The following is a 26219-nucleotide window of genomic DNA, read 5'->3' as shown; positions in this document are numbered from 1 at the left end:
GGACTCTCACGGCTGGGGGCGGGGGACCACACACGATCGTGCGTCGGCCCGGCCGTCAGATCAAACCCGTTTCGTCGGCTCCGTCTCCGGCTCAACCCACACGGTCGAGCAGCGCACGCGAGCGTTGTACGGCGAGCGCGGTCGCCTCGGCGTCGTAGGTGGGCAGGGTGCTGTCGAGGAAGAGGTGCGTGTTGCCGGGATAGAGGAACAGCTCGGCGAGGTCGGGCCCGACGGTGTCGACGATCCCGCGCGCGGCCTCCACGTCGCCCTCGTGCGCGAAGATCGCGTCGTCGTCCTTGCCGTGGATCTGCACCGGCACCCCGTCGGGCCAGGGTCCGAACGCCCACTCCCCCGTGATGGGGAGGCACCCCTCGTACAGCAGAGCTCCCCGAGCACCGGGCCGGGTCTGCGCGAGGCGCTGAGCCTCCATGATGCCGAAGGAGATGCCGGCGAAGACGAGCTCGGGCGGCAGGCCGCTCAAGGCCGCATCGACCCGCTCCCGGACGACGTCGTCGTCGATCGACTGGGCGAACGCCATCCCCTCCTCGAGACTCGCGGGCGTCTCCCCGTCGAACAGGTCGGGGATGTGCACGGTGCGCCCGCCTTCGGCGAGCTGGTCGGCGAAGGCTCGCACCCCGTCGGTCAGTCCCTGCACGTGGTGGAACAGGACGACGTCGGTCACGATGTGCTCCTCTCGCCGCGGATGTCGGCGCCGACGACTCTAGGGCGGCGAGAGGGGCCGGTCAACGGCCCCTCTCGGACGAGGAAGGGCACGAGACGCCGGGCGGTGTCGAGCTCGTGGTGGTCAGGCCGTCCGGTACCCACGTTCGCCCGCTGCGTGCGCAGCGGGCGACGAGCTGACCGTGGACCGGCGGGAGATCCCCGGGTGCTATGCCCTCCCGCCGGTCCGCGGAGATCAGAACCGCGAGAACGGCTTGGGCGTGGCGTACCCGAAGGTGTCGCCGGCGCTGAACGCGTCGACACCGAACGTCGAGTTCAGTGCACCTGCGGCCGTCGCCGTCAGCCGCAGACGGACAGCTCCGTACCGAAGACGGTTGGAGAATCCGATGGTGAACAGGTCGGCGCGGCCGACGTTGCCGATGGTCCCCGAGACCTCAGCGCTCACGCGCAGGCGACCGAGGTCGATGTTGAAGTTCTTCAGCGCGATGGTCGACGACCCGGCAGTGAGGCTGAGGCCGCCGCTGTGCCTGATCCGCAGCTTGCCGAGGGTGTAGCCGGTGATGGGGAAGGACGCCGAGAGCGTGTCCCTGAACGGAGCAGCCTTGGCGCCCTCGATCGGCGCCGGCGTGATCCCCGCTCCGGCGATCAAGGAGTAGACCTCCGGCGCGACGACCACCTGGGTGTAGCCGGTCCGCGGCCGGGTCTGGGCCTCGGCGGGCGCTGTTGCCACGGCGACGAGCCCGAAGCCTGTCAGGAGAGCGACGAGCGCTCCGACCAACCGGTTCCTCTTCATGAGTCTGCCTCTCTGTCGAGTGTGCCGGTCACCCGGCCCTTCACTAGTACTTCGCCCGACAGCGGCGTACGGATGCCAAGGATCAGATCTCCAGGCGAGAATCTTCCAGATCGAGGTCCTGCAGGATGCGGTTCGCGACCTCGTTCGAGATCTCTCCGTCCCCTCGGAGGCGCAGCAGCGCGAGGCGCTGAGCGTCCAGGACGGCTCGAACCATCCGCTGATAGGACTGCGACCGGTCCTCGTACCCCTCGTCCTCCCGCCTTCCCGCTCGGGCGGCGAAGCGGGCCTCGCGGTAGCGGTACATCGCTCGCATCCGTTCCACCGAGTCGGGGCGGGTCCAGTCCTGGTCCTCGAGACGGTCCATCTCGGCCAGCGCCGCCCTCGCCGCCGCAAGACGGCCTCGGACCTCCTCCGCCTCCTCCTCCCCCGCCGAGGTGATGCCGAGGCGGCGGATCAGCGTGGGTAGCGTCAGGCCCTGCACGACGAGCGTCACCAGGATGACGGTGAACGTGAGGAACACGATGAGGTCACGGCTCGGGAAGGCGTCGCCGGTGTCGGTGGTCAGCGGGATCGCGAGCGCCACCGCCAAGGAGACGGCTCCGCGCATGCCGCTCCATGCCAGCACCAGACGGAGGCGTGGGCCCACCCGTCGGGCACGTTGGGACGGCCGGCGGTCCACCACCCGGATCAGGTAGGGCACGGTGAAGAACCACACGAGCCGTACGCCGACGACTGCGCCCGCCACGGCGAGTGCATAGCCGGTCAGGGCCGCGGCGGAGTAGTCCCCCAGCGATTCCACCACCGTCGGGAGCTGCAGGCCGATGAGTACGAACAGCAGCGCGTTGACGAGGAAGTCGAGCAGGTCCCACACGAAGAACCCCTGGAGCCTCGTCCTCGACTCGGGGAGGATGCCCGGTGCACGGATGCCCATGTAGAGACCTGCGGTGACCGTCGCCAGCACACCCGAGGCGCCGAGGGCATCGGCCGGGACGAAGGCCGCGTAGCCGGTCAGCAGGGAGATCGTCACGCTCACCTGCGCATCGGAGATCCGGGCACGGATCTGGGTGGCGACCCACCCGATCGCGAGCCCGATGAGCACCCCACCGAGGGCACCGAGCACAAACTCCGCACCGGCCTGCCCCAGGGAGAACGTGCCGACCACGACCGCCGCGACGGCGACCCGGTACGCGACGAGAGCCGTGGCGTCGTTGAAGAGCCCTTCGCCCTCGACAGCGCTGACCAGGCGTCGCGGCGCCGAGAGCCGACGCATGATCGTGGCCGCGGCCACGGGATCGGTGGGCGACACGATGGCGCCGAGGACGAAGGCGGCGCTCCAGGGCAGGTCGGGGACCACCGCGTGCGCCACCCAGGCCACCGCACACATCGTCACGAGGACGAGGGCGACGGTGCTGAACGTGAGCGCGCGCATGTTGGCGCGGAAGTCACCGAAGTTGGCGTAGATCGCGGACTTGTACAGCAGCGGCGGCAGGAAGATCACCAGCACGACCTCGGGGTCGAGGCGCACCTCCGGCAGGCCGGGCACGAACCCGACGAGGGCACCCCCGACCACGAGCACGATCGGGTACGGCACGGAGATCCGGTTCGCGAGCGCTCCCAGACCCGCGACGGCGACGAGCAGACCGAGGATGAGGATCTCGAAATCGCCCATCGCCCCACGATGTCAGGCTCGGCTCGCGTGCGCGCGTCATCTCACGTCCCGCCTGCTGGGCAGGACTCCTACCAATCGGTTGTGCACAACTCAATGTCGCGCTAGACATGAGGCATGGCCATGCCGACCCTCGACGAGCAGCTCTGCTTCGCGCTCTATTCGGCGTCGCGCGCGATGACGGCGACGTACCGACCGCTGCTGAAGGGGCTCGGACTCACCTATCCGCAGTACCTCGTGATGATGGCTCTCTGGGAAGAGGGCCGGACCACGGTGGGTGGGCTGGGCGAGCAGCTGCAGCTCGACTCGGGGACTCTCTCGCCGCTGCTGAAGCGACTGGAGGCGCACGGATACCTCCGCCGCCAGCGCTCGACGAGCGACGAGCGGGTCGTCGAGGTGGTCCTCACTCCGGCGGGCTCCGACCTCGAACGCCAGGCGAGCGGCGTTCCGAGACAGGCGTTCTCGGCGACCGGCATGACCGCACACGAGACCGCGGACCTGCGCGAGGCGGTCCGCCGTCTCAGCGAGGCCCTCAATGCATCACGACGGAAGGAATCCGAGTGAAGACGCTCTACACCGCAGAGGCCCTGTCCACCGGCGACGGACGCGACGGCCACGCCAGCAGCTCCGACGGCCGGCTCGACGTCGAGCTCGCCATCCCCGCAGAGATGGGAGGGAGCGGCGAGGGAACCAACCCCGAGCAGCTCTTCGCCGTCGGGTACGCCGCATGCTTCCACTCCGCCCTCCGTCAGGTGGCACGCCAGGAGAAGGCCGACATCTCGGACTCCGCAGTCGGTGCCCGGGTGTCGCTCGGCTCCAACGGAGACGGTGGTTTCGGCCTGGCCGTGGAGCTCGAGATCACGCTCCCCCACGTGGACGCCGCAACCGCCGAGACGCTCACGGAGAAGGCCCACCAGGTCTGCCCGTACTCCAACGCCACCCGCGGCAACATCGACGTCACGCTCGTGGTCAGCGACGACTGACCGACCGCACGTCCTCGAGTGCGTCGCTCAGCCGAGGTTCTTCCGGAGCCCGACGAGCACGCCGCGGTCGAACCGTTCGACGGCGACGCACTCGAGGCCCGCGTCGCTCGCCGCAGCGTCGACGAGCGACTCGGCCTGGGCGCCCGGACCCACCTGGACCACGGCGTGGCCGCCGTCCAAGAGGTGGTGCCCGATCAGCGCGATGCTGTGCCGCGCGAGACCGAGTCCGTCGACCCCGCCGTCGATCGCCAGGGGCGGGTCCTCCGGGAACTCGCCGATCTCGTCGGTCGGGACCCACGGCGGGTCCGCGATCACCACGGCGAACCGCTCGTCCTCGTCGAGGACCGCCTCCGGGGAGCCGCACCGGATGTCGACGCGAGCCCCCGCGGCGTCCGCGTTCGACCGGGCGAAGGCGCAGGCGCGCTCACTCAGGTCGACCTGGACGAGGTGGCGCTCCATCATCGATGCCGCGAGCAGACCGATCTGTCCGGCGCCGGAGAAGATCTCCAGCACAGAGCCCTCCGGGGACCGTGAGGCGAGCTCGACCGCGAGCTCGGACTGACGTGCGGTCCAGGGGCGCGGACGCAGGACCGAGTCGTCGAAGGCGATCGTCAGGTGGCCGAACGGAGTCGTCTCAACACGTCGTGGGGTCACGCCTCATTCTCCGTGAGCCGATCCCGCCCCACCGATCGGCCCTGCCCGAGACAACGGCTCGCGGCACGCTCTTGGACGCCGCCGCCTCTGCTGCCGCGCCAATCCAGACGCTGCCGACCTCGGCGACTCCGGTGAGCGCGGCTCGACCCGACGTCACGGGATGACCCGACGTCCCGCACAGGGATGCCGGTGGCCGTCCGGTCAGGAGGGCGCCGCAGCACGCAACTTGTCCAGCAGCTCGCCAGCGGCCGAGTGGAGGAACTCCTCCTGCTTCTCGTCACCGATCTGCACCAGCGCGACGTCGGTGAAGCCGGCCTCCCAGTACGCCGACACCGCCTCGACCACGGCATCCAGGTCCGGCCCGCACGGGATCGACGCCGCCACGTCGTCCGGTGTCACGAACGCGCTCGCCGACTCGAACGCCTGAGTCGTCGGGAGGTTCGCGTTGACCGGCCAGCCCAGACCGAACCACCGGAACTGCTCGTGAGCCCGCTCGATCGCGGCGTCGCGGTCGGTGTCCCAGGAGATCGGGATCTGGCCGATCTTCCGCGAGTCCGGCAACGGCGTTCCCGAGCGCGCTCCGTTCCACCGCTCGATGATCTCGCTCTTGGGCTCGGTGGAGATCAGGTGGTCGGCCACCGGAGCGAACTGCTCGATCGACTTCGACCCCGACACGGCCACACCGATCTCCACCGGGTCGGAGGGAAGATCCCACACGCGGGCGGAGTCGACCTGGAAGTGCTGCCCGTCGTAGTCGACCAGCTCACCGCTGAACAGTTCCGTGATGATCTCGACCGCCTCGTACAGCATGGCGTGACGTTCGCGCGTCGCGGGCCAGCGTTCGCCGACCACGTGCTCGTTCAGGTTCTCTCCGGCACCGAGGCCGAGCGTGAAGCGCCCGTCGGAGAGCAGGCCCAGGGTCGCGGCCTTCTGCGCGACCACCGCGGGGTGGTAGCGGACGGTTGGGCAGGTCACGTACGTCATGAGCCCGACCCACTCCGTCGCGTGGGCGACCGCCCCGAGCATGCTCCACGCGTACGAGGCGTGCCCCTGCGTGTCGAGCCACGGGAAGTAGTGGTCGCTGGCCACCTCGAAGTCGAAGCCGACCCTCTCCGCCCTCACCGCGTAGTCGACCAGTGCCTTCGGTCCGGACTGCTCCGTCATCAAGGTGTAGCCGAACTGCACGAGATCCTCCTGGTGGTCCGATGAGGCGCCTCGAGGCAGCGCGCCGCCGTGAAGACGCCGGTACCCGAGGCGGTGTGGGTCAAAACCACGCCGGCCCGACGCCGCCCCTCAGCGCGCCGGCGTCGAGAGCCACGCGACGACGACGTCCCCGATCATCGAACGCAGCCTCGGTCGGGTGCTGTCGGCCAGGAGGTCGACGTCGAAGAGGTAGCCGAACGTGTACTGGTTCGCGACCTGGAACACGCAGTAGGCGCTGATGAGGAGATGGACGTCGAGGGCGTCGACGTCCTCACGGAAGCTCCCGTCCGCCATACCGCGCGAGAGGATCGTCTCGAGTACCTCCATCGCCGGCTTGCCCAGGTCGCGCAGCACCTCGAGCCGACGGATCCCGTCACCGCGGTGGATGTTCTCGATCGCGACCAGGCGCATGAAGTCCTGGTGCTCCACGTGGTGGTCGTACGTCAGCTCGGCAAGACGACGGATCGCGTCCACAGGCCCGAGGTCTCCGACCTCGAGGTGCTCCTCCGCGTCGCGGATGCCGCGGTAGGCATGCTCGAGGACGGCGAGATAGAGCTGCTGCTTGCCGCCGAAGTAGTAGTAGATCATCCGCTTCGTCGTGCGGGTGCGCTCCGCGATGTCGTCGACGCGCGCCCCCGAATAACCGTCCTCGGCGAACGTCCGGGTGGCCACCTCAAGGATCTCGGCCTTCGTGCGCTCGGGGTCGCGTTGTCTCGGGACGGTGTCGTTCACGGCCATCAACTTACCCTCGCCAGGCTATGTACGAACTGGTACGTTCTGACGGTGCGCACCTCGATCGCCACCGTCTGCATCAGCGGAAGCCTCGTCCCCAAGCTCCACGCCTGCGCCGAGGCCGGGTTCGACGGGGTCGAGATATTCGAGCCCGACCTCGTCACGGCGTACGAGTCGCCGGAGGAGATCAGGACGCTCGCAGACCGGCTCGGGCTCTCGCTCGACCTCTACCAGCCGTTCCGTGACGTCGAAGGCGTCGACGAGGTGGTGTTCGCCGACAACCTGCGGCGCGCGGAGAGCAAGTTCCGGCTGATGAACCGCCTCGGCATGGACCTCATGCTCGTGTGCAGCAACGTCGCCACCGCGACGATCGACTCGGACGAGGTGTCGGCCGAGCAGCTGCGCGCGCTCGGCGACCTCGCCGCGGCATACGGGGTGCGCGTCGCCTTCGAGGCACTGGCCTGGGGAAAGTACGTCGACGACTACCGGCGGGCCTGGCGAATCGTCGAACGCGCCGACCACCCGAACGTCGGCGTGTGCCTCGACTCCTTCCACATCCTGTCGCGCGGCCACGACCCCAGCGACATCGAGAAGATCCCCGGCGACAAGATCTTCTTCCTGCAGCTCGCCGACGCTCCAGCCCTCGACATGGACGTCCTGTCGTGGAGCCGCCACCACCGGCTGTTCCCGGGTGAGGGCAGCTTCGACCTCAGCGGCTTCCTCGGTCACGTCCTCGCCGCGGGATACACAGGGCCGTTGTCTCTCGAGGTGTTCAACGACGTCTTCCGCCAGACCGACGTCCGCCGTACGGCTGCGCACGCGCACCGCTCGCTGGTGTGGCTCGAGGATCAGGTCCGGCGCCTGGACGCCCCGGAGCCGCTGCGCCCCCTGACCTCCGTCTCTCCCCCGCAGGCCTTCGACTTCGTCGAGCTGCGCGGCTCGGGCCTGGACGAGGTAGACCTGGTGCTCGAGCAGCTCGGCTTCACCTTCCGCGGACGGCACAGGACGAAGCCGGTGCGGCTCTGGTCCTCCGGTCGCGCCCGGGTGATCCTCAACGAGCAGCGCGACAACGACCGACCCGCCCACCTGGCCGCCTTCGGTCTTGAGGTCGCCGACGCCGACGCGGCGCTGGCACGCGCGCGCGAGCTGGCCGCTCCGCCGGTATTCCGCCAGACCCACGCCGGTGAGCAGGACCTGCCGGCGACGGCGGCGCCCGACGGCATGCAGATCCTCTTCAACGACAACGGGCCGGACCCCCGCTGGCTCGCGGAGTTCACCTACGGCGATCCCGAGAACGACGACGTGGCTCGCTCGATCGACCACGTCAACATCACCCAGCGCTGGCAGGACTTCGACGAGGCCGTGCTGTTCTACCAGAGTGTGCTGGGTCTGGAGGCCGAGCCGGCACGCGAGGTGGCGAGCCCGCGGGGGCTGGTCCGGAGCCAGGTCATGCGCACGCCCGACGGCTGTGTACGGCTCCCGCTGAACGTCGAGCCGCAGGCAGAGCAGCGTACGCAGCACGTGGCGTTCTCCTCCACCGACGTCGTCGGTCTCGCCCGCGCCGCCCGCCGGCGAGGGCTGGCGTTCCTCCCGGTGCCGGACAACTACTACGACGACCTCCGCGCCCGCTTCGCTCTCGACGACGCGTTCGTCGCGCAGCTGCGAGAGCACGACCTGCTGTACGACGAGGACCCCGACGGCGGGTTCGTGCACTTCTACACGCGGACCCTCGGCGACCTGTTCTTCGAGTTCGTCGAGCGCCGCGACGCGTACGACGGCTACGGCGCCGCGGCCGACGCGCCGGTCCGGCTCGCCGCACAGCGCGCCACGGCCCAGCACCCCGGCACCTGAGCGCGTCGCCTCACCGCGGGGCGACGGGGCCCGTCGAGCCGCGCAGCACCAGCCCGGCCGGCACCACCAACCGAGGCGGTGTGCGCCTCGAGCCGCTGGGGCTCGTCCGGTCGAGCAGGAGCTCCACCGCGGCGCGTCCGACCTCGACGTGCGGGCCGCCCAGCGTGGTCAGGCTCGGGGTGCAGAGGTCGGAGGCGAAGATGTCGTCGAACCCGACCACGCTCACCTCCTCGGGGACGCGCACTCCGCGCTGCGCCAAGCGCTGGACGACGCCGATCGCCAGGAGGTCGTTGTGCGCGACGACCGCGCTCGCGCCGGTGGTCAGAGCGCTGTCGGCCGCGGCGCCACCCTGTGTCACCTTCGGCGTGAACGGCCCGACGCGCTGGGCGTCGACGCCGAGGTCGTCGGCTGCCGTCCGCAGAGCCGACCAGCGCATCGATGCCATCCACGAGTTGCGGGGACCGGCGAGGTAGACCAGACGCCGGTGCCCGAGCGAGACCAGGTGCTCCACGATCTGACGGCACCCTTGCACGTGATCGAGCACGACACTGGGGAGCCCGGTGAGCTCGCGGTTCATGAGCACCACCGGGCGCTGGGCCGCGATCTGCTCGAGGTTCTCGTCGGGAAGTCGGCTCGCGGCGAGGACGAAGCCGTCGACCGAGCTGACCAGGCGCTGGATCTGGTCGTACTCGATCCTCGGCGACTCCTCGGCATTGACCAGCACGAGCGTGTACTCCGACGCCTTGGCTCGTAGCTCGGCGCCACGGATCAGCTCGAAGTAGTGCGGGTTGGTGATGTCGGAGACGACCATCGCGACAGTGTGGTGACGCCCGGACAACAACGCTCGCGCATGCGGGTTTGGCCGATAGCCGAGCTCGGCGGCCACCGCGAGGACGTGCTCGCGGGTGGACGCGTTGACCCGGCCCGGGGTCGAGAAGGCGCGCGAGACGGTCGAGGTCGCCACTCCGGCGACGGCAGCGACGTCGTAGATCGTCGGTACGGGCACCCGCCCACTCAAGCCGGATGGCAACCGGATGGCAACCCCTTGCCATCCGGTTGCCGTTCTCCCTAAGTTCGCCTGCTATGACCGAAGTCACACCGCAGCCGCAGGGCTGGGGACGGGGGAAGGCGTTCTTCGACGCCCCGCCGCGATGGCTCGCCCGCACGATCCGCGCCGCCACCGCCATCGAGCTCGCGATCGGCATCGCGGCCCTGCTGCTGATCTTCTTCCTCGTCATGGCGCAGGCCGCCCAGCGCTACCTGCCCGTCGACGGCTGGCCCTGGACCGGCGAGCTCGCCCGCTTCTGTCTCGTGTGGCTGACCTTCGTCGTCGCGGGCGTCCTCGTCACGACCGACTCGCACATCGCGATCGAGATGGTCGACGCGGTTGGCAACGAGGTCGTACGTCGGCTGGTTCGCGTCATCTCGTGCCTCGTCGTGGCCGCGGTCGGGATCGGCCTCACCGTCGAGGCGTGGTCGCTGATCGAGAGCCAGGGCATCCTCAAGTCCCCCGCGATGCGGATGCCGATGTCGTGGTTGTACGCGGTCTCGCTCGTCGGCTTCGTCAGCATGACGGTGCGTGCCACGGTGGCGGCGGTCCAGTACGCCGTCGTCGGCGTCCCCCAGGACGAGACGCAGACGGAGGCACCGGTCGCATGAGCCTGCTGGTCCTCGGCCTCCTGATCACGCTCCTGCTCGTGATCCGGGTCCCGATCGCCTTCGCGTTCATCGGCCCGTCGATGCTCTATCTGCTCACCAACGACCTGTCGGTCGGCCTCGCGCTGCGCCTCGTCGCCCAGTCCACGGCAAGCTTCCCGCTTCTGGCGGTGCCGCTGTTCATCCTGCTCGGGACACTGGCCAACCACGCAGGGATCGCCGATCGCCTCTTCGACTTCGCGCTCGCCCTGCTCGGCCGGGTCCGCGGCAGCCTCGGTTACGTCAGCGTCGGGGTGAGCGTGGGCTTCTCCTGGATGAGCGGATCGGCCGTGGCGGACGCCGCTGCGCTCGGCAAGGTCCAGATCCCGGCGATGCTGCGCGCCGGCTACTCCAGGAAGTTCGCGCTGGGTGTCACCGGCGCCGCGTCGCTGATCGCGCCCGTGATGCCGCCGAGCATCCCTGCCGTCGTCTACGCCGGGCTCGCCGCAGTCTCCACCGGTGCACTCTTCGCGGCATCGGTGGTGCCGGCGCTCCTGATGGCCGTCGGGTTGTGTGTCGTCGTGTTCCTCTGGGTTCGTCGTGACCCCAACATCGAGCGCACACAGTTCAGTGGGGCGCGCGTGTGGGAGACGGGCAAGCGCGTCATCGCTCCGCTCGGCGCGCCGGTCATCATCCTCGGCGGCATCCTTGGCGGCGTCTTCACCCCGACCGAGGCCGCCGCCGTCGGCGTCGCCTACATGGCGGCCCTCGGCTTCGCCTACCGCACCCTCACGGTGCGGGACCTGCCGAAGGTGCTCACCGAGGCCGTCCTGACCAGCGGCGCGATCATGCTCATCGTCGCCTCGGCCAACCTGCTCGGTTACATCTTCGCCCGCGAGGGGGTCGCGAAGGACCTCTCGGCCTGGGTCCTCGACCTCACCTCGAGCCCGACGGTCTTCCTGCTGCTCGTCCTGCTGCTCTCGCTCATCCTCGGTACGGCGCTCGACGCCATCGCCGTCCTCACGCTCGCCGTCCCGATCCTTCTCCCGATCGCCGCGGTGTACGAGGTGGACCCGATCGCGCTCGGAGTCCTGATGATCCTGTCGCAGATGATCGGGCTGCTCACTCCGCCGGTGGGCACGGTCATCTTCGTCCTCCAGGCGATCGCGAAGGCCCGCATGTCGGAGGTCTTCTGGGGCGCGCTGCCGTTCATGGTGCCGCTGCTCCTTCTCTGCGTCGCCATCATCTTCTGGCCTGACGCGATCCTCTACCTCCCTCAGAGGCTGGGGCTGTGAGGTCTCGTGCGGCTGATGGCCGCGAGTCGGTCCTCGTCGCGCTCCTTGGCCAAGGGGTCGGTCCGTCGCTGACACCACCGATGCACGAGCGCGAGGCCGACCGGCACGGACTGCGCTACGTCTACAAAGTGGTCGACCTCGACGACCGGCAGGTGGGCGCCGACCACCTGAGGCAGCTGCTCGACGCCGCGGTCGAGCTCGGCTTCGACGGTCTGAACGTCACCCATCCGATCAAGCACACGATGATGCCACTGGTCGACGAGCTCGGGCCCGAGGTCGAGCGCATCGGCGCCCTCAACACCGTCCTGGTGCGCGACGGCCGCACCGTCGCCCACAACACCGACCTCACCGGGTTCACCCGCGCGTTCCGCGAGGGGCTCCCGGACGCCGACCTGACCGACGTGGTGCTGCTCGGAGCGGGCGGAGCAGGGACGGCGGTCGCGCACGCCCTCTCGGACCTCGGCGCCATCACACTGCACGTCGTCGACCCGGACCTTGCTCGCGCCGACGGTCTGCGGGCGTCGCTGACCGCGGCGGGCAGCGGTGTCGACGTGCGGACGTCGGATCCCGGCGCGTTGGAGTCGGTGCTGACCACCACATCGGGAGTCGTCAACGCCACGCCCGTCGGAATGGCCCACCACCCCGGCTCGCCCGTGCCGGACACGTTGCTCACCCCGCGGCTGTGGGTGGCCGACATCGTCTACCGCCCCCTCACGACCGAGCTGCTCCGTACTGCGCGAGCACGCGGCTGCCCCACCCTCAGCGGTGCCGGGATGGCGGTCAACCAGGCCGCCGACACCTTCGAGCTCCTCACCGGCAGACCCGCTCACCGGGAGGAGATGTTCCGCGACTTCGACGAGATGGTCTCGTCCGAGGTCGCCGACGTCGACACCCCCGTCCCACCGTCTCGGGAGACCTCCGGAGAAAGGAACCCATGACCATGTCCGCAGAGAAGCTCCGCCGAACCACGGCACTCGCCGTCTGGGCCGTCGTCCCCGTCCTCGCTCTCACCGCCTGCGGTGGAGACGGGGACGAGGGCGGCGGTGACGTCGAGCTCACGCTCGCCCACAGCTACACCGAGAACCAGCCACAACACCGTTGCGGTGCGCAGGTGATCGCCGACGAGGTCGAGAAGTCGGACGTCGGCCTCACGATCGCGCTGCACCCCAACAGCGAGCTCGGCGGTGACGCGGACCGGATCAGCTCGGTCGTCTCGGGAGACATCGACATCGACATCCAGGGCGCATCGGCACTCGGGGCGGTGTACGAGCCGATCGCGGTGCTCGACGCTGCCTACGCCTTCGACGACGCCGACCACCTGGCGACGTTCTTCGAGAGCGACGCGTCCGGGGACGTTCTCGACGGCTTCAAGGAGGAGACGGGCGTGTCGACGCTCGGCGCCTGGTCGGCCGGGATGCGCCAGTTCACCGCCAACGAGCCGATCCGCACACCCGACGACCTCGAGGGTCTGCGCATGCGCTTTCCCGCGTCCCCGCAGTTCCTGATGAACGCGAAGGCGCTCGGGGCGAACGCGACCGAGGTGGCATACGAGGAGCTGTTCCTCGCCCTGCAGCAGGGCACCGTCGACGGACAGGAGAACCCCATCGTCAACATCGACGCGGTCAGCCTGGACGAGGTGCAGGACTACCTGAGCATGTCGTCGCACCAGGCCAACTCGAACCTGGTGATCGTTGGTCAGCGGTGGGACGAGCTGTCCGACGAGCAGCAGGAGGCGCTCGAGTCGGCGGTCGACGCCGCGGTCGAGCAGGTACCCGGGTGCGTCGAGGAGGACGAGCAGAAGAAGCTCGCCGAGTGGAAGGAGAGCGGTTCGCTCAAGGTCGTGGAGGACGTGGATGTCGACGCGTTCCGTACGAAGGCCGACGCCTACCTCCGCGACAACTTCGACGACGAGCAGCTCGCCGTGTACGAGGCGATCAGGGGCACGGCTGGATGACGGGCGAGGGGGAGGTTCAGACGTTCGCGGGCCCTGTGGCGGTGGAGGACCTCGGTGTCACGCTGATCCACGAGCACGTCTTCGTGGGTCACCCGGAGCTGGACCTGAACTTCCCCCACCCCGAGTGGGACGAGGCCAGGTCGGTCGAGGTCGCCGTCGCGGGCTTCGACCGGCTCTGGGACCTCGGGGTACGGACGGTGGTGGATCTCACCGTGCTCGGTCTCGGACGCGACGTGGCACGGGTCGCCGCGGTGGCTGCGCGGACGCCGGTGAACCTGGTCGCGTCGACGGGCTACTACACCTCGGACGCCCTGCCACCCTTCTTCCACACCCACGGTCCCGGCCTGCTCGTCGGCGGGCCCGATCCGCTCGTGGAGATGTTCGTGCGCGACATCGAGGAGGGGATCGCCGGCACCGGGATCCGGGCGGGCATGCTCAAGGTGGTGACCGACCGCCCGGGGCTGACGCCGGACGTGACCCGGGTGATCACCGCCGCCGCAGTGGCGCACCAGCAGACGGGAGTGCCCGTCACCACCCACACCAACGCCGCGTCGCAGAACGGCCGTGAGCAGCTGGCTCTGCTCTCTCGGCACGGGGTCGCTCCGGAACGGGTGATCGTCGGCCACTGCGGGGACTCCGAGGACCTCGGCTACCTCCGCGAGCTTGCCGACACGGGCGCCACCCTCGGGATGGACCGGTTCGGGATGGAGCACGTGCTGGAGGACGAGCGTCGTGTCCGGACGGTCCTGGCGCTGCTGGAGCGCGGCTACGCCGACCGTCTCGTGCTGTCGCACGACGCCGCGTTCTTCAGCCGCGTGACACCGCCGAGCTGGAGAGCGCGGCACGTGCCGAACTGGCACATGGAGAACCTTCCTCGGCGGATCCTCCCGATGCTGCGTTCGGGCGGGGCGAGCGACGAGGACCTGCACCAGATCCTCGTCACCAACCCCGCCCGGCTGCTGGCAACCGGCCCCCGCCTTCCCGCCAGGCGACCGTCTCACGGGCGGTCACGCGAGCAGGAGCATCAGGCCCTCGACGAGGAGGGCAGGCACGGTCGTGAGGACGCAGGCGACCAGCGCAGAGCGTGACGCCATGGCGCGGAGGCGTCGGTCTGCGGAGCCGCGCTCCTGGTCGCACCCCGTGAGGTGTCAAGGACGGAACGGGGGGTAGTGGGTGCGTACAGAGAGCACGACAAACGGAAGAGGAAGATCATGACGAACCAACCGGCAGGCAACCGCGCCCATGACGGCGACTCCGACGCCAAGACCATCCGCACGCTGACGATGGTCGTCGCTGCTGTCTTCCTACTCATCGGCATTCTCGGCTTCATCCCGGGGATCACGACGAACTACGACACGATGACCTTCGCCGGGCACGAGAGCAACGCGAAGCTCCTGGGCATCTTCGAGGTCTCGATCCTGCACAACATCGTTCACCTGCTGTTCGGCGTCGTGGGGCTCTGGGCGGCGCGTGCCGCGCGGACCGCGGTCCTGTACCTCATCGCCGGCGGCGTCATCTACCTTCTGCTCTGGATCTACGGGTTGGTCATCGACCACGACGACAGCGCGAACTTCATCCCCGTCAATGACGCCGACAACTGGCTCCACCTCGTCCTCGGCGTCGGGATGGTGGCTCTGGGGCTCTACGGGCGACGCGCGCTCGACAGCCACAGGGGAACGAGCCCTCGCACCACCGGCCGGTGACTCGTCGCGGTGCGTTCGACCCTGCGGTCAGTCACGCAGGGCCGAACGCACCGCGTCCCGCGTCCGATCGACGAGGGACGCGAGCGGGCCGGTGACAACGTGCGCCGCCGGCGACTCGACTCCCGGGTGCGGCCGGGTGGGGGCGATCTTCTCGGCAGCCCGGACCGCCCCCGCCATGCGGCGCAGCTCGTCAGGCTCCACGTGCCGCCGCAGCAGCGGAAACTCCTTGCGTTCCTCGTTGCCGGCGTGGTGCAGCACCATCTCGTGCAGCATCGCGAACCTGACCCGGAACTCGGGGTCTGTCACGTCCATGTCGTCGAGCCGTGCCAACAGCTCCTTCGACTCCCTCTCCTCCGCGAGGCGATCGCGAGCAACGGTCTCGCCCTCATCGCTCTGCCGCTTGGCGAGCGGGTGGACGATCATCTCCTCGGCGGTCTCGTGAACGGCGAGGAACGCCCGCAGCTCGTCGAACCGCTCCTTGCGCGTGCCGTCGCCCGAGACCTCGACCTCACGGAAGAGCACGCGGATCCGATCGTGCTGCGCCAGCAGCAGGTCGACGACGTCCAGCTCGGTCTCCTCGGCGGCCATGGCGTCCTCCTCGTCTCGGTGGGACCCTCCGGTTCCCCTCGTGCCCGTGGTCATGCGCGGGCCGCGTGTCGGGCGATTCTGTCCCGCTGCCCTGGGTACCGGGCCCGGGAACGCCATCGACTGCCGAGCCGAGGAGATGCCCAATGAGCGACGAGACGTTGGTGGCCGACTTCCTTGTGGAGCGGTTGCGCGCATGGCGGGTGCCTCGCGTGTTCGGCTACTCGGGGGACGGCATCAACCCGTTCATGGGTGCGCTGCGACGGGCGGCGGGAGACCCTGCGTTCGTCCAGGCGCGGCACGAGGAAAACGCCGCGCTGATGGCCGTCGGCCACGCGAAGTACGCCGGCGGCGTCGGCGTCGTCACGAGCACACAGGGCCCCGGGGCCGTCCATCTCCTCAACGGCCTGTACGACGCCAAGCTCGACCACGTGCCCGTCGTGGCGCTGGTAGGACAGCAGCAGACGACCGTCCTCGGATCGGAGTACCAGCAGGAGATCGACCTCCAGGTGCTCTTCACCGAGGTCGCGCGCGACTTCGTCCAGACCGTCATGTCGCCGGAGCAGGTGCCGGTCGTCGTGGACCGGGCGTTCCGCACGGCACTCGAGCGACGGTCGCCGTGCGTGGTGATCCTCCCCCACGACGTCCAGACCGGCATGCTTCCTGCCGAGCCGCCGCAGGAGCACGGAATTGTCGTGAGCGCACCCCGCTGGTCGCCCGCCCGCGTCGTCCCTGAGGATGTGCAGCTCGCGGCCGCGGCGGAGGTCCTCAACGCCGGAGCACGGGTCGCGCTGCTCGTCGGCCAAGGTGCCCGCGACGCCGGTGACGAGGTCCGCGCCCTCGCCGAGCACCTCGGAGCGGGAGTGACGACCAGCCTCCTGGGCAAGCCGTGGTGGGACGAGACCCTCCCGTACAGCTGTGGCGTGATGGGACACCTGGGCACCACCGCCTCGGGATGGCTGATGGAGCAGTGCGACACGCTGGTGATCATCGGCTCGGACGATCCCTGGAGCGAGTTCTATCCCCCGCCCGGCGCCGCCCGAGCCGTGCAGGTCGACATCGACGGCCGGAACCTCGGCCACCGCTATCCCGTCGAGGTGGGTGTGCGGGGCGACGCGGCAGAGACGCTGCGGCGTCTCCTCCCGATGCTCGAGGGCCGTGCGGGCGACGATCCGTGGCGGAGCAGCGTCGCCGAGCAGGTCACCCGCTGGCACGACATCCGGCAGCGTCGTGCGGCCCGTCCGGCCGACCCGCTCAACCCCGAGGCGGTCGTCCACCACCTCAGTGCGCACCTTCCCGGCGACGCCCTCGTCAGCGTCGACGTCGGGTCGGTGACGTACTGGTACGCCCGCCACCTGATGTTGCCCCACGGCGTCCCGGCCCATCTCTCCTCCACCCTCGCGAGCATGGGATCGGGTCTCCCGTACGGCCTCGCCGCCAAGCTGGACCAGCCAGGACGACCGGTCGTCGCTCTCGTCGGTGACGGCGCGATGCAGATGAACGGGATCAACGAGCTCGTCACCGTGGCTCGGTCCTGGCCGGAGTGGGATGATCCGCGGTTCGTCGTGCTGGTCCTGCACAACGGGGATCTGGCCGAGGTCACGTGGGAGCAGCGCGAGACCGAGGGCGAGCCTCGGTACGAGGCCAGCCAGTCGCTCCCCAACTTCCCGTACGCCGCCTACGCGGAACTCCTCGGGCTGGAGGGCATCCACCTCACCTCGCCCGACGAGATCGACGCCGCGTGGGAGCGCGCTCTTGCCGCAGACCGGCCCGTCGTCATCGAGGCGATGGTCGACCGCGACCAGCCGCTGCTGCCTCCGTTCCCTGGTGGTCGTGAGAAGCTGGACAGCTTCCGGCGCGGTCTCCACGCGGAGGGCGAGTCCGGTCGTCACGCCCGGGAGCTCCTGGAGCAGCAGGTGGCGGACGAGGAGTGACCTACGGGAGGCGGTCGATCGCCCGCTGCGCCTTCGCCTCGGCGCGTTCGGCCGAGGTCCGGGCCTGACGCGCCTCTCTCACGTCGCGCTGGGCGGCGGCGATGTCGTGCTCCAGCCGAGCGAGCTCGTCCTGCAGCGCCGTACGCCGCTGCTCGAGGTCGTCGAGCGCTCCGCGGGCCGATGTCGTCTGTTGCTCGGCCTGCTCGATCGCCCGGCGAGCAGCCACCAGGCGGTCCTCGGCGTCCGACCTCCTGCGCTCGGCTCGACGTCGCTCCTCCGCCGCCCTCGCGGCTGCCTTCTCCTCGGCCTTGGCTGCAGCCTTCTCCGCCGCCGTCTCCTCGACCCTCTCCTCCGGTTCCTCGCGCCGGGCCGGCTTCTTCTTCTCCGGCGGCGCCTTCCTCGGCCTGGCCTTCCTGATCGGCGCGGGCTGCGTCGGCGACGGCGCGCGACGTGGGCGCTCGGCGACCTCTCCGACCGATTCCGGCAACGCCACCTTGCCGTCGAGCTCCACCGGCTCGAGCCCGGTCGCCACGAGCGCGTCGACCAGCAGGCCGGTGTCCAGCGCCGCCGCGGCGGCGGCGTCGGTGAGCGCGGCGTTCAAGGTCTGTGCGACCTCGTCCGCCCCCGGACCTCCGAGTGGGTCGCCCGCCTCGTCCGCGAGACGGCGTGCCTCGGCCACCAGGTCGGCCACCAGATCACGCCGGCGCGAGGCGAGGGCCCGCAGCTCCGCGCCGGCCAGACGGTCCTGCGCGGACCTGAGCTCCGCGCCCAGGGCCTGCAGCGCGTCGAGCCGTCCGGGATCGGCACGGACGAGCAGGTTGGTCGCCCACGCCGACTTCGTCGGTTTGCGCAGCCGCCCGATGCGGCGAGCCGACGAGGCGTCGCCGTCGGCCCGGGCCTCCTTCGCGTACGCCGTGCGAGCGCCCACGAAGTCGGCGGGCAGCGTCACGTACAGTGCCTGCGCCACCTCGTCGACGTTCACTCCGCCACCATGGCACGAGCCGACCCGGCAGCGTCTGCTTGCCGGGATCGCAACCGGGTCAGACGGCCGCTGTCGCGGCGATCACGCGCGTCATGAACGTGCTGTTCGGGTCCTCGCGGTAGGAGCCGAAGGGGTCGCACACGACGAAGCCGGACGAGGCGTACAGCGCGCGGGCAGGCGCGAAGAACTCCATGCTCCCCGTCTCCAGCGAGATCCGTCGGACCCCCCGGTCACGCGCGTCGGCGAGGAGGTGCGTGAGGAGACCGCGGGCCACTCCCCGGCCGCGGTGGCGGGGGTCGGTCCGCATGCTCTTGAGCTCCTCGTGCTCGGGCTCGAGCTCCGCGAGCGCTGCCGTCCCGACGATCTGGTCTCCGTCGCACGCCACCCACATCCGCACCGACGGCCGCCTCAGACCGTCGAGGTCGAGGGCGTGCCGGCTGCACGCAGGGGCGGTCGGTGCAAGGTCGTCGAGGTGCGCCTGGAGGAAGGCGGAGAGGCCGGGGTCGGCGAAGTCCGCACGATGGATCTGCGTCGTCACCGGCTCATGCTCGTACGCCGATGTTTCCGTCGCGTGAACTCCCGCCGAGCACCGTCCGGAGGTAGTCGTCGACCGCGCTCAGGTCCGCCGCGTCGACCCGGTGACCGAGGTAGCCGTCGGGGCGGACGAGCAGCTGCGTGCTCCGCCTCGGATCGAGACCCATGCCTTGGCGCAGGCCCTCCGAGACATTCAGCTGACGAGCGCGGACCATCCCTGGCCAGCGACTCTCCAGTGCCCGCACCGCAGGCGTGGCCCAATGGTCCCCAGGCCCGCACAGGAGGAGCGTGAAGGCCGTCGGCGACAGGCTCTGCTGGAGGCGGAGGGGCCGACCGTCCACGACCACAGGGCCGTCCGGCAGCGGACCGTTGCGATAACCCACGTCGAGCTCGGCAAGCGCCCGGAACGCCGCTCGACGGATCGCCGGGACCCTGGTCAGCAGTGGCAGCACCGCCGTCGCGACACGTGGCCGCAAGGCGCGCACCGGAGCCTCGAGGAGGTCGCAAGACGGAAGGCGCGGCCTGTCGTTCGCAGCACACCGCGGCGACCGGGAGGCGCTCGTCGGCGTAGGAGTCCAAGAGCGCCTCGCCTGCCTCCCCCCGGCACACGAGCGCCAGCTTCCAGCCGAGGTTCACCGCGTCCTGGATCCCGGTGTTCATGCCCTGACCCCCGCCGGGCTCTGGATGTGCGCCGCATCGCCCGCGAGCAGGACCCGACCGTGGCGCAGGCGGTCGACGCAGCGCTCCGAGATCGAGACGTCGGTGAGCCAGGCCGGGTCGCGGACGACGACGGCCACGTCGACGTCAGAGCCCGGCTCGGGATCGCTCATGGCTCGAGACTAGGTCCGTCAGGTCGGCGTGCCGCAACCTTGTTCGTCGCTAGGCTGACGACTCCACGCGACGGAGCGGAGTGGACCGATGGCCGGACGGATCGAGGACTACGCGATCATCGCCGACACGAAGACGGTCGCCCTGGTGGAGCGTGGCGGGTCGATCGACTGGTGGTGCGTGCCGCGGATCGACTCCGGGGCGTGTTTCGCCGCTCTTCTCGGTGACGAGAGCAACGGGCGGTGGTTGCTCTGCCCGGACGAGGAGATCGTCTCCGTCCGGCGCTGGTATCGCCACGACACCCTCGTCCTCGAGACCGAGTTCGAGACTGCGAGCGGGACGGTCGCAGTCGTCGACTTCATGGCCCCGTACGACGAGCAGTCCCGGATCTTTCGCATCGTCGAAGGGCGTGACGGCACGGTGCCGATGAGGATGGAGCTCGTCGTGCGCTTCGACTACGGGTCGATCGTCCCGTGGGTCAACCACGTGCCCGGCGGGCAGACGCTCGTAGCGGGGAGCGACGGTCTGCGGTTCCACGCCGGAGTGTCGGTCGAGGGCGAGGACATGAAGACGGTCGCTTCCTTCTCGTGCCGTGCGGACCAGCAGGTCGGGTTCTCTCTCGCCAGCTACGACGCGCAGACCTCGCCTCCGCTCCCCCTCGACGCCCATGCCGCGCGTGCTCGGGCCGAGAGCTGGTGGCGCGAGTGGGCGGGTCGCTGCACGTACGACGGCGAGTGGGGCGACGAGGTGCTTCGTTCGCTCCTCACGCTCAAGGCCCTCTCGTACTCACCGTCGGGCGCGATCGCGGCGGCCGCCACCACGTCGCTGCCCGAGCTCGTCGGCGGCGTCCGCAACTGGGACTACCGCTACTCGTGGTTGCGCGACGCCTCCTTCGCACTGCAGGCCCTCGTGCTCAGCGGGTACGCCGAGGAGGCACAGGCGTGGTACCGGTGGCTGCGCCGTGCTGTCGCCGGCAGCCCGGGCGACTTCCAGATCATGTACGGCGTCGCAGGAGAGCGCCGGCTCACCGAGATCGAGCTCGACTGGCTGCCGGGCTACGAAGGGTCACGTCCGGTCCGGGTCGGCAACGCCGCGAGCTCGCAGGTCCAGCTCGACGTCTACGGCGAGGTTCTCGACGCCACCTGGACGGCGGTCCAGGCCAACCTCGTGACCCATGCCGAGGACCTCCCCGTGCTGGGGCACCGGCAGGACGCGATCCTTCCTGCCCTGATGGAACACCTCGAGCGGGTGTGGGAGGACCCCGACGACGGCATCTGGGAGATCAGAGGGCCACGCCGTCAGTTCGTCCACTCCAAGGTCATGGTGTGGGTGGCGTTCGACCGGGCGGTCCGTATCGCCGAGCACCTCATGCTCGGCGACGCCGTCCCGCTCGAGCGGTGGACCGAGCTCCGCGACACCGTGCACGCCGACATCTGCAACAAAGGATGGAACGCCGACAAGAACAGCTTCGTGCAGTTCTACGGCGCGGACGTCGTGGACGCATCCCTCCTGATGCTGCCGCGTGTCGGGTTCCTCCCTCCCGACGACCCGCGGATCCTCGGGACCATCGACGCCATCCAGGCGGACCTGCTCGTCGACGGAGTGCTGCTTCGCTACCCGACCCGAGCCGCCGACACCGTCGACGGGCTGCCGCCGGGCGAGGGGGCGTTCCTCATGACGACGTTCTGGCTCGTCGACGCCCTCGCGCTGGTCGGTCGGCACGAGGAGGCTCGGGCGCTCTTCGAGCGGCTGCTCGACCTGCGCAACGACGTCGGTCTCCTGTCGGAGGAGTACGACCCCAAGGCGGAGCGGATGCTCGGCAACTTCCCGCAGGCGTTCTCCCACCTCGGTCTCGTCGTCTCTGCCGCCAACCTTTCGTCGGGCGCGGCGGGTCCGTTCGGCGACCTCTGACGGCAGGGCCGAGGCCCACCCTGTCGCTCAGCACCTGCCGACGAGGGTGAAGGCGGTCTTCTCGGCGCCGGGGCGCGAGAGACTTCCCTGTCCGAACGCGTTCAGCGTGCCATTGTCCGAGACCTGCACCGACGCGACGTCGCCCTCGAACTCGATGCCGCCGGTGACCTTGACCGTGCCCGTACCGCCGCTGATGTCGGCGGTCACCGTGGTGCCCTCGTCGGTGAACGTCACCTTCAGCGTCGCGTCGTCGGGGCTCTGGCACTCCGAGGCCCGACCATCGACGTCGACGGAGTCGTCAGTGGTGTCGAGCTCGAACTCTCCGGCCTCGTCCTCCGACTCGAGGGTCGCGGTCGCGGTCGCGCCCGGGGACGGCTCCGTCGTGTCCGTCGCGGTCGCCGTGGGCTGGGCCTGGTCGTCAGGATCGTCGTCGTCGTCGCTGCACGCGGCGGTCGCGAGAAGGACGAGTACGGCGGACGCCGCGGCAACGGCGCGAGACATGGACATGGAGCCTCCTGAGCGTCGTGCTGTGCAGGACCCCTAGCCTCGCCGACGGCACGTCATCGTGCATCCGGAGCCGGCGGGGCGCCGAGGTAGCCGAGACAGAGCCGCACCAGCTCGTCGAGGAGCGCCTCCCGAGGGATCGGCGGGCGGTCGAGCACCCACCGGACGGCGAGGTTCTCCAGAGCCAGCACGAGCACCCATGCCACGACGGTCGGTCGTCGGTCGAGAGCCGGGCCCGCACGTGCGGCCAGGTACGCACCGACGAGATCCTGCACGCGTCGCTCGAGCGTGGTGCGTCGTGCGGCGTTCTGCCTCGCCGGCAGCTCCTCGAACACCAGCCTCAGCAGCTCGGCGTTCTCCTCGAGGGCGGTCAGCAGAGCGTCGGCGCACGCACGCACCATCGACGGACCGACCTCGCCGAGCCGGTCCGCCAGCGCGGCGGCCACCTGGTCCGAGACCTCGTCGGCGTAGCGCTCGACGATGGCGGCGACGATGGCGTGCTTGTTCGGGAAGTACTGGTAGAGCGAGCCCGGGCTGATGCCCGCCGCGTCGGCGACACGGTTGGTCGAGAAGGCGTCGTACCCGTCGCGCAGGAGCACCGCCCGACCGGAGGCGAGGATCCTGTCGACGGTGGCGCGAGATCGCGCCTGACGCGGCTGCTTGCGCGCCTGGAGCACCGCGTCGGCGGATCCGTACGCCGGAGGTCCGGAGGCAGCCATGCCCGCATCGTAGGCGCTGACGCGACTGGTATGCGAGTTGTAACTCGCGTCACGATGGGAGCATGACGACGCTCGAGAGCACCGCCGCGGGTCCCGACTCCCCCACGTTCCCCAGCCGCTTCCGTGAGGCGGAGGAGCGCGGGGCCCGCATCGCGCGACCCTTGCGACTGTTCGGACGGGTGGCGGCCGTCGACGAGGCGCTGATGACCCGGATCGGCGCGGGATTCCTCGAGCGCGACGAGGTCGGTCAGCGGCTGGCCGAAGCGATGCGGATGCGAGCGGGTGATCCACGACGGGTGTCGATGAGCGACTTCCACGCCCGTCTCCGCGACCCTTCTGCCGTGCCCGGTGCTCCTGAGGCGATGACGGACTTCTTCTCGTGCGTCGAGGCGACGCCGGAATGGGTCGATCATGAGCTGATCGCGCGGGCCGGGCGGCTGCAGCGGCGTTTCGGCCGCAACGCCGCCGACGTCCTCCTTCAGCTCTCGCTCATCGGCGGCTACCGCTTCGGAGGGCCGACCGACCTGCTGGTCGCCACGGGCGGACTGACCGGCGAGATGACCCGGCGCCGGCTCGCGGAGACTCAGAAGTGGGCCGTCGCCCTGGCGCAGCCCGACGCACTCCTTCCCTACGGGGAGGGCTGGCGCCTCACCGTGCACGTCCGTGCGATGCACGCCCTGGTCAACCACACGTTCGAGCCCACCTGGGACGTCCCTCGCTGGGGCCTGCCGATCAACATGACCGATCAGGCGGCCACGCTCGGCCTGTTCGACGGTGTCCTCCTGATCGGCGTGAGAGCGCTCGGAGTCCCGGTGACACGGGACGAGGCGCACGCCGTCATGCACCTGTGGAAGTACGTCGGTTGGCTCATGGGCGTCGACGAGGCCTGGCTCGTCGACGACGAGCGCGAGCGTCACCGGCTGAACTACCACCTCGTACGCGCGCAGGCCGACATCTCCGAGGCCGGGCCGCAGCTCGCGCAGGCGATCAGTGGGGCTCTCCGCGACCTGCCGAACGGCGCCTTCCGACGCGAGCGCACGCTGTCGATGCTCACCACGTTCCTCGGCGTCCGCAGCATGCGCGAGCTCGGTCTCCCCGTCCGTCCCCCGTGGGCGACGGCTACGACCATCGCCGCCAACACCGTCCGGTACCGGCTGCTCGGCCGCGGCGAGCGCGGCCACCGTCGCCTCGAGCGCTGGGGAGATCGTGTCGCGGTCGGCCTCCTCCGTGACTACTACGGCGCAGACGCCGAACACGAGCTCGGCGCTCTGCGCTGAGGCCCGCCCGAGCGACGACGCAGGGGCACGCGATAGAACGGCACGGTGGACGCTGCACGAGGAGATCGGCCGCCTCGCCCTGACCCGGCGGAGGTCGCGGCCGCCGACGGACGGACGATCCCGGACTGGGTCCGGCCGGACCTCCGCGTGCTCTTCGTCGGGTTGAACCCGGGCCTCTACTCCGGGGCGACGGGGCTCCACTTCGCTCGCCCCGGCAACCGCTTCTGGCCGGCTCTCCACCTCTCCGGGTTCACCGACCGTCGGCTCGAGCCGTGGGAGCACGAGGCGCTCCTCGCACGTCGCCTCGGCATCACCAACCTGGTCGCACGGGCCTCGGCACGCGCTGCCGAGCTGTCCCGCGAGGAGCTGGTGGCGGGTGGCCGGACGCTCACCGAGAAGGCAGACCGCTGGCGTCCGGCGTGGGTCGCCGTCCTCGGCATCACCGGCTACCGTGCTGCGTTCGACGATCCACGGACGACGGTCGGCCCGCAGGATCGCCGCCTCGGGCCGTCCCGCGTGTGGGTGCTGCCCAACCCGAGCGGGCTCAATGCCCACTACACGTTGCCGCGGTTGGCCGAGGAGTTCGCGCGGCTCCGCGAGGCCGTCGAGAGAGACAGACCGGACGAAAGCGAATGACCCGACGTGTCGTTTGAGCCGAGAATCATGATGACGGAGCGGCTCGCGCTGCGGGCACTCGATGCGGGAGATGGTTCGCTGCTCGCCGAGTTGTACTCAGACCCAGAAGTTGCCCGCCACATCGGTGGTGACGGACTTGATCGGGTTGCTGCGGAGCGCCAGGCGCAGAAATTCGCATCTGTCTGGGATCAGCGGGGTTACGGGCAGAGCATCGTGTGCGATCGCTTCACCGGCACGGTCATGGGCCGGGTAGGCCTGCATCCGTGGGAAGAATGGGGCGAGGTCGAGCTCGGTTGGGTGCTGGCGCGCTGCTACCAGGGCCGCGGCCTCGCTCATGAGGCTGCTCGAGCCTGGCTGGAGTGGGGTCGCCGGGAGGGGGTTGCGCAAGCGCTAACCGCCGTCATTCAGCCCGGTAACGCAGCAAGTATCCGCCTGGCCAAGCGGCTGGGGTTCCGGTTCGAGCGGTCCGACCAGACGCCGTGGAACCCGGTTTCGGTCTATCGCTACGACTTCGCCTGACCACCCGGGATCGGTGCTCGTCGCGCCCGGCGTGCGCTGGGAGCGGCGCCCCGAGCATCACGGTTGCAGCCGTCAGGGGCTTCTCCGATTAGTGCGAGGCGCTGCCTGGTGGCATCGAGGTCAACTCAGCCGTCGGCATCCGGACCAAGTTGACGAAGTCGTCGCAACAGGCGTGGGAGTCCGCTCATCGTGCCGCACTTCCCTTCACGCTGGTGGCGTGCCTGCTGGCCATCGTCACGGCGGTCCTGAGCGTGACGGGGGTCATCTTGGCCAACACCGCGGACGCCAGTCGCGTGGCTCCCGTGGTCGTCATGGTGGCCGGCTATGTCGGCTTCCTCGTGGTCATGGTCCTTGCCATGGCGGTCGGCAACCGGGCTGTCAGATCCTTGCCAGAAGGTCGGGCCCCTCGTGCTCTGAGCGAGGCACGGAGTTCGGCACGCCGCCAACGTCGTACCCGCGAGAGCGCTGATCGGTGGGCGGGCAGCCGGGATCTCGCTCGTCCTGCTGGTCGTGCTGGCCGTCCTGCTCGTCCTCCCCGCTCTGGCTTACGTCTACCGCCCACCCAGGCCGAGCCGAGCGACGAAGACGGAGGAGTGACGACGGGTCATGGCGGGTACCTCCGTGACTGACGACCAGCGAA

28 protein-coding genes and 1 pseudogene are annotated in these 26219 nt (G+C 70.0%); 15 read left to right on the top strand and 14 right to left on the bottom strand.

Annotated elements, in window-relative coordinates:
• Positions 1 to 91: 91 nt before the first annotated feature.
• From KV100_RS00575 to KV100_RS00565, 3 genes are all read right to left on the bottom strand, one after another.
• Positions 92 to 682 (bottom strand): dienelactone hydrolase family protein, encoded by a 591-nt coding sequence (locus tag KV100_RS00575; protein WP_220340975.1) that lies wholly within the window; start codon positions 680 to 682, stop codon positions 92 to 94.
• A gap of 234 nt (positions 683 to 916) precedes the next feature.
• Positions 917 to 1474 (bottom strand): hypothetical protein, encoded by a 558-nt coding sequence (locus KV100_RS00570; RefSeq protein ID WP_220340974.1) that lies wholly within the window; start codon positions 1472 to 1474, stop codon positions 917 to 919.
• 82 nt (positions 1475 to 1556) lie between these two features.
• Positions 1557 to 3143, bottom strand: a complete 1587-nt coding sequence (locus tag KV100_RS00565; protein WP_220340973.1) for a Na+/H+ antiporter — start codon at positions 3141 to 3143, stop codon at positions 1557 to 1559.
• A 114-nt stretch (positions 3144 to 3257) separates the two neighbouring features.
• On the opposite strand from KV100_RS00565, the gene KV100_RS00560 reads away from it, so the two are divergent.
• Entirely contained in the window at positions 3258 to 3704 is a 447-nt protein-coding gene (locus tag KV100_RS00560) for a MarR family winged helix-turn-helix transcriptional regulator (protein ID WP_220340972.1), read from the top strand.
• Positions 3695 to 4123, top strand: a complete 429-nt coding sequence (locus KV100_RS00555; RefSeq protein ID WP_220342440.1) for an organic hydroperoxide resistance protein — start codon at positions 3695 to 3697, stop codon at positions 4121 to 4123. The genes KV100_RS00560 and KV100_RS00555 overlap by 10 nt, the downstream gene beginning before the upstream one ends.
• Positions 4124 to 4150: 27 nt before the next feature.
• Here the strand turns inward: KV100_RS00555 and KV100_RS00550 are convergent, their stop codons facing one another.
• From KV100_RS00550 to KV100_RS00540, 3 genes are all read right to left on the bottom strand, one after another.
• Entirely contained in the window at positions 4151 to 4777 is a 627-nt protein-coding gene (locus tag KV100_RS00550) for a methyltransferase domain-containing protein (protein ID WP_220340971.1), read from the bottom strand.
• A 201-nt stretch (positions 4778 to 4978) separates the two neighbouring features.
• Positions 4979 to 5962 carry a TIGR03557 family F420-dependent LLM class oxidoreductase gene (locus KV100_RS00545; protein ID WP_308291314.1) on the bottom strand — a complete coding sequence of 328 codons (984 nt, stop codon included), beginning with the start codon at positions 5960 to 5962 and terminating at the stop codon, positions 4979 to 4981.
• Between the two features lie 108 nt (positions 5963 to 6070).
• Positions 6071 to 6718, bottom strand: coding sequence for a TetR/AcrR family transcriptional regulator (locus KV100_RS00540; RefSeq protein ID WP_220340970.1), 648 nt, complete (start codon positions 6716 to 6718; stop codon positions 6071 to 6073).
• A gap of 45 nt (positions 6719 to 6763) precedes the next feature.
• On the opposite strand from KV100_RS00540, the gene KV100_RS00535 reads away from it, so the two are divergent.
• Entirely contained in the window at positions 6764 to 8563 is a 1800-nt protein-coding gene (locus KV100_RS00535) for a sugar phosphate isomerase/epimerase and 4-hydroxyphenylpyruvate domain-containing protein (RefSeq protein WP_220340969.1), read from the top strand.
• Between the two features lie 10 nt (positions 8564 to 8573).
• On the opposite strand, the gene KV100_RS00530 is transcribed toward KV100_RS00535, so the two are convergent.
• A complete protein-coding gene (locus KV100_RS00530) occupies positions 8574 to 9569 on the bottom strand; it encodes a LacI family DNA-binding transcriptional regulator (RefSeq protein WP_220340968.1) in 996 nt (331 codons plus the stop codon).
• 77 nt (positions 9570 to 9646) lie between these two features.
• Between KV100_RS00530 and KV100_RS00525 the strand changes: the two genes are divergently transcribed.
• From KV100_RS00525 to KV100_RS00500, 6 genes are all read left to right on the top strand, one after another.
• Positions 9647 to 10222 carry a TRAP transporter small permease gene (locus KV100_RS00525; protein ID WP_220340967.1) on the top strand — a complete coding sequence of 192 codons (576 nt, stop codon included), beginning with the start codon at positions 9647 to 9649 and terminating at the stop codon, positions 10220 to 10222.
• A complete protein-coding gene (locus tag KV100_RS00520; protein WP_220340966.1) occupies positions 10219 to 11493 on the top strand; it encodes a TRAP transporter large permease in 1275 nt (424 codons plus the stop codon). Before KV100_RS00525 ends, KV100_RS00520 begins: the two co-directional genes overlap by 4 nt.
• Positions 11490 to 12431, top strand: coding sequence for a shikimate dehydrogenase (locus KV100_RS00515; protein ID WP_220340965.1), 942 nt, complete (start codon positions 11490 to 11492; stop codon positions 12429 to 12431). Before KV100_RS00520 ends, KV100_RS00515 begins: the two co-directional genes overlap by 4 nt.
• Positions 12428 to 13447 (top strand): DctP family TRAP transporter solute-binding subunit, encoded by a 1020-nt coding sequence (locus tag KV100_RS00510; RefSeq protein WP_220340964.1) that lies wholly within the window; start codon positions 12428 to 12430, stop codon positions 13445 to 13447. The genes KV100_RS00515 and KV100_RS00510 overlap by 4 nt, the downstream gene beginning before the upstream one ends.
• Complete coding sequence (locus KV100_RS00505; protein ID WP_220340963.1) at positions 13444 to 14535, top strand: phosphotriesterase; 1092 nt, start codon at positions 13444 to 13446, stop codon at positions 14533 to 14535. The genes KV100_RS00510 and KV100_RS00505 overlap by 4 nt, the downstream gene beginning before the upstream one ends.
• Before the next feature lie 123 nt (positions 14536 to 14658).
• Complete coding sequence (locus tag KV100_RS00500) at positions 14659 to 15150, top strand: DUF4383 domain-containing protein (protein ID WP_255565878.1); 492 nt, start codon at positions 14659 to 14661, stop codon at positions 15148 to 15150.
• Positions 15151 to 15177: 27 nt separating this feature from the next.
• Here KV100_RS00500 and KV100_RS00495 read toward each other — a convergent pair whose 3' ends face one another.
• Positions 15178 to 15738: a hemerythrin domain-containing protein gene (locus KV100_RS00495; RefSeq protein ID WP_220340962.1), complete on the bottom strand. Its 561-nt coding sequence runs from the start codon at positions 15736 to 15738 to the stop codon at positions 15178 to 15180.
• A 143-nt stretch (positions 15739 to 15881) separates the two neighbouring features.
• On the opposite strand from KV100_RS00495, the gene KV100_RS00490 reads away from it, so the two are divergent.
• A complete protein-coding gene (locus KV100_RS00490) occupies positions 15882 to 17669 on the top strand; it encodes a thiamine pyrophosphate-requiring protein (RefSeq protein ID WP_220340961.1) in 1788 nt (595 codons plus the stop codon).
• Between the two features lies 1 nt (position 17670).
• Here KV100_RS00490 and KV100_RS00485 read toward each other — a convergent pair whose 3' ends face one another.
• The 4 genes and pseudogenes from KV100_RS00485 to KV100_RS19225 all read right to left on the bottom strand — a co-directional run.
• On the bottom strand, positions 17671 to 18651 hold the full coding sequence (locus tag KV100_RS00485; RefSeq protein WP_220340960.1) for a hypothetical protein: 981 nt from the start codon (positions 18649 to 18651) through the stop codon (positions 17671 to 17673).
• A 58-nt stretch (positions 18652 to 18709) separates the two neighbouring features.
• Positions 18710 to 19189: a GNAT family N-acetyltransferase gene (locus tag KV100_RS00480; protein ID WP_301021995.1), complete on the bottom strand. Its 480-nt coding sequence runs from the start codon at positions 19187 to 19189 to the stop codon at positions 18710 to 18712.
• A 4-nt stretch (positions 19190 to 19193) separates the two neighbouring features.
• Entirely contained in the window at positions 19194 to 19661 is a 468-nt protein-coding gene (locus KV100_RS19230; RefSeq protein WP_255566101.1) for a hypothetical protein, read from the bottom strand.
• Between the two features lie 118 nt (positions 19662 to 19779).
• Positions 19780 to 20015, bottom strand: a pseudogene (locus KV100_RS19225) (FAD-dependent monooxygenase); the annotation flags it as partial.
• Between the two features lie 88 nt (positions 20016 to 20103).
• Here KV100_RS19225 and KV100_RS00470 point away from each other — a divergent pair.
• Positions 20104 to 21924 (top strand): glycoside hydrolase family 15 protein, encoded by a 1821-nt coding sequence (locus tag KV100_RS00470; protein WP_220340959.1) that lies wholly within the window; start codon positions 20104 to 20106, stop codon positions 21922 to 21924.
• A gap of 27 nt (positions 21925 to 21951) precedes the next feature.
• Here KV100_RS00470 and KV100_RS00465 read toward each other — a convergent pair whose 3' ends face one another.
• Positions 21952 to 22431, bottom strand: a complete 480-nt coding sequence (locus KV100_RS00465) for a hypothetical protein (RefSeq protein WP_220340958.1) — start codon at positions 22429 to 22431, stop codon at positions 21952 to 21954.
• Positions 22432 to 22484: 53 nt separating this feature from the next.
• Entirely contained in the window at positions 22485 to 23147 is a 663-nt protein-coding gene (locus tag KV100_RS00460; RefSeq protein ID WP_220340957.1) for a TetR/AcrR family transcriptional regulator, read from the bottom strand.
• Between the two features lie 62 nt (positions 23148 to 23209).
• Here KV100_RS00460 and KV100_RS00455 point away from each other — a divergent pair, with 62 nt between their 5' ends.
• The 4 genes from KV100_RS00455 (at position 23210) to KV100_RS20300 (ending at position 26208) form a co-directional block, all read left to right on the top strand.
• Positions 23210 to 24424 carry an oxygenase MpaB family protein gene (locus KV100_RS00455; protein WP_220340956.1) on the top strand — a complete coding sequence of 405 codons (1215 nt, stop codon included), beginning with the start codon at positions 23210 to 23212 and terminating at the stop codon, positions 24422 to 24424.
• A 45-nt stretch (positions 24425 to 24469) separates the two neighbouring features.
• Positions 24470 to 25060, top strand: coding sequence for a G/U mismatch-specific DNA glycosylase (mug, locus tag KV100_RS00450; RefSeq protein ID WP_220340955.1), 591 nt, complete (start codon positions 24470 to 24472; stop codon positions 25058 to 25060).
• A 30-nt stretch (positions 25061 to 25090) separates the two neighbouring features.
• Complete coding sequence (locus KV100_RS00445; protein WP_220340954.1) at positions 25091 to 25579, top strand: GNAT family N-acetyltransferase; 489 nt, start codon at positions 25091 to 25093, stop codon at positions 25577 to 25579.
• A 149-nt stretch (positions 25580 to 25728) separates the two neighbouring features.
• Entirely contained in the window at positions 25729 to 26208 is a 480-nt protein-coding gene (locus tag KV100_RS20300; RefSeq protein WP_220340953.1) for a hypothetical protein, read from the top strand.
• Positions 26209 to 26219: the final 11 nt, after the last annotated feature.

It is taken from the genome of Mumia sp. zg.B21, assembly GCF_019550855.1.
Classification (GTDB): domain Bacteria; phylum Actinomycetota; class Actinomycetes; order Propionibacteriales; family Nocardioidaceae; genus Mumia.
The sequence above is the reverse complement of the archived record's forward strand: the minus strand, read 5'-3'. Positions and strand labels throughout refer to the sequence as shown.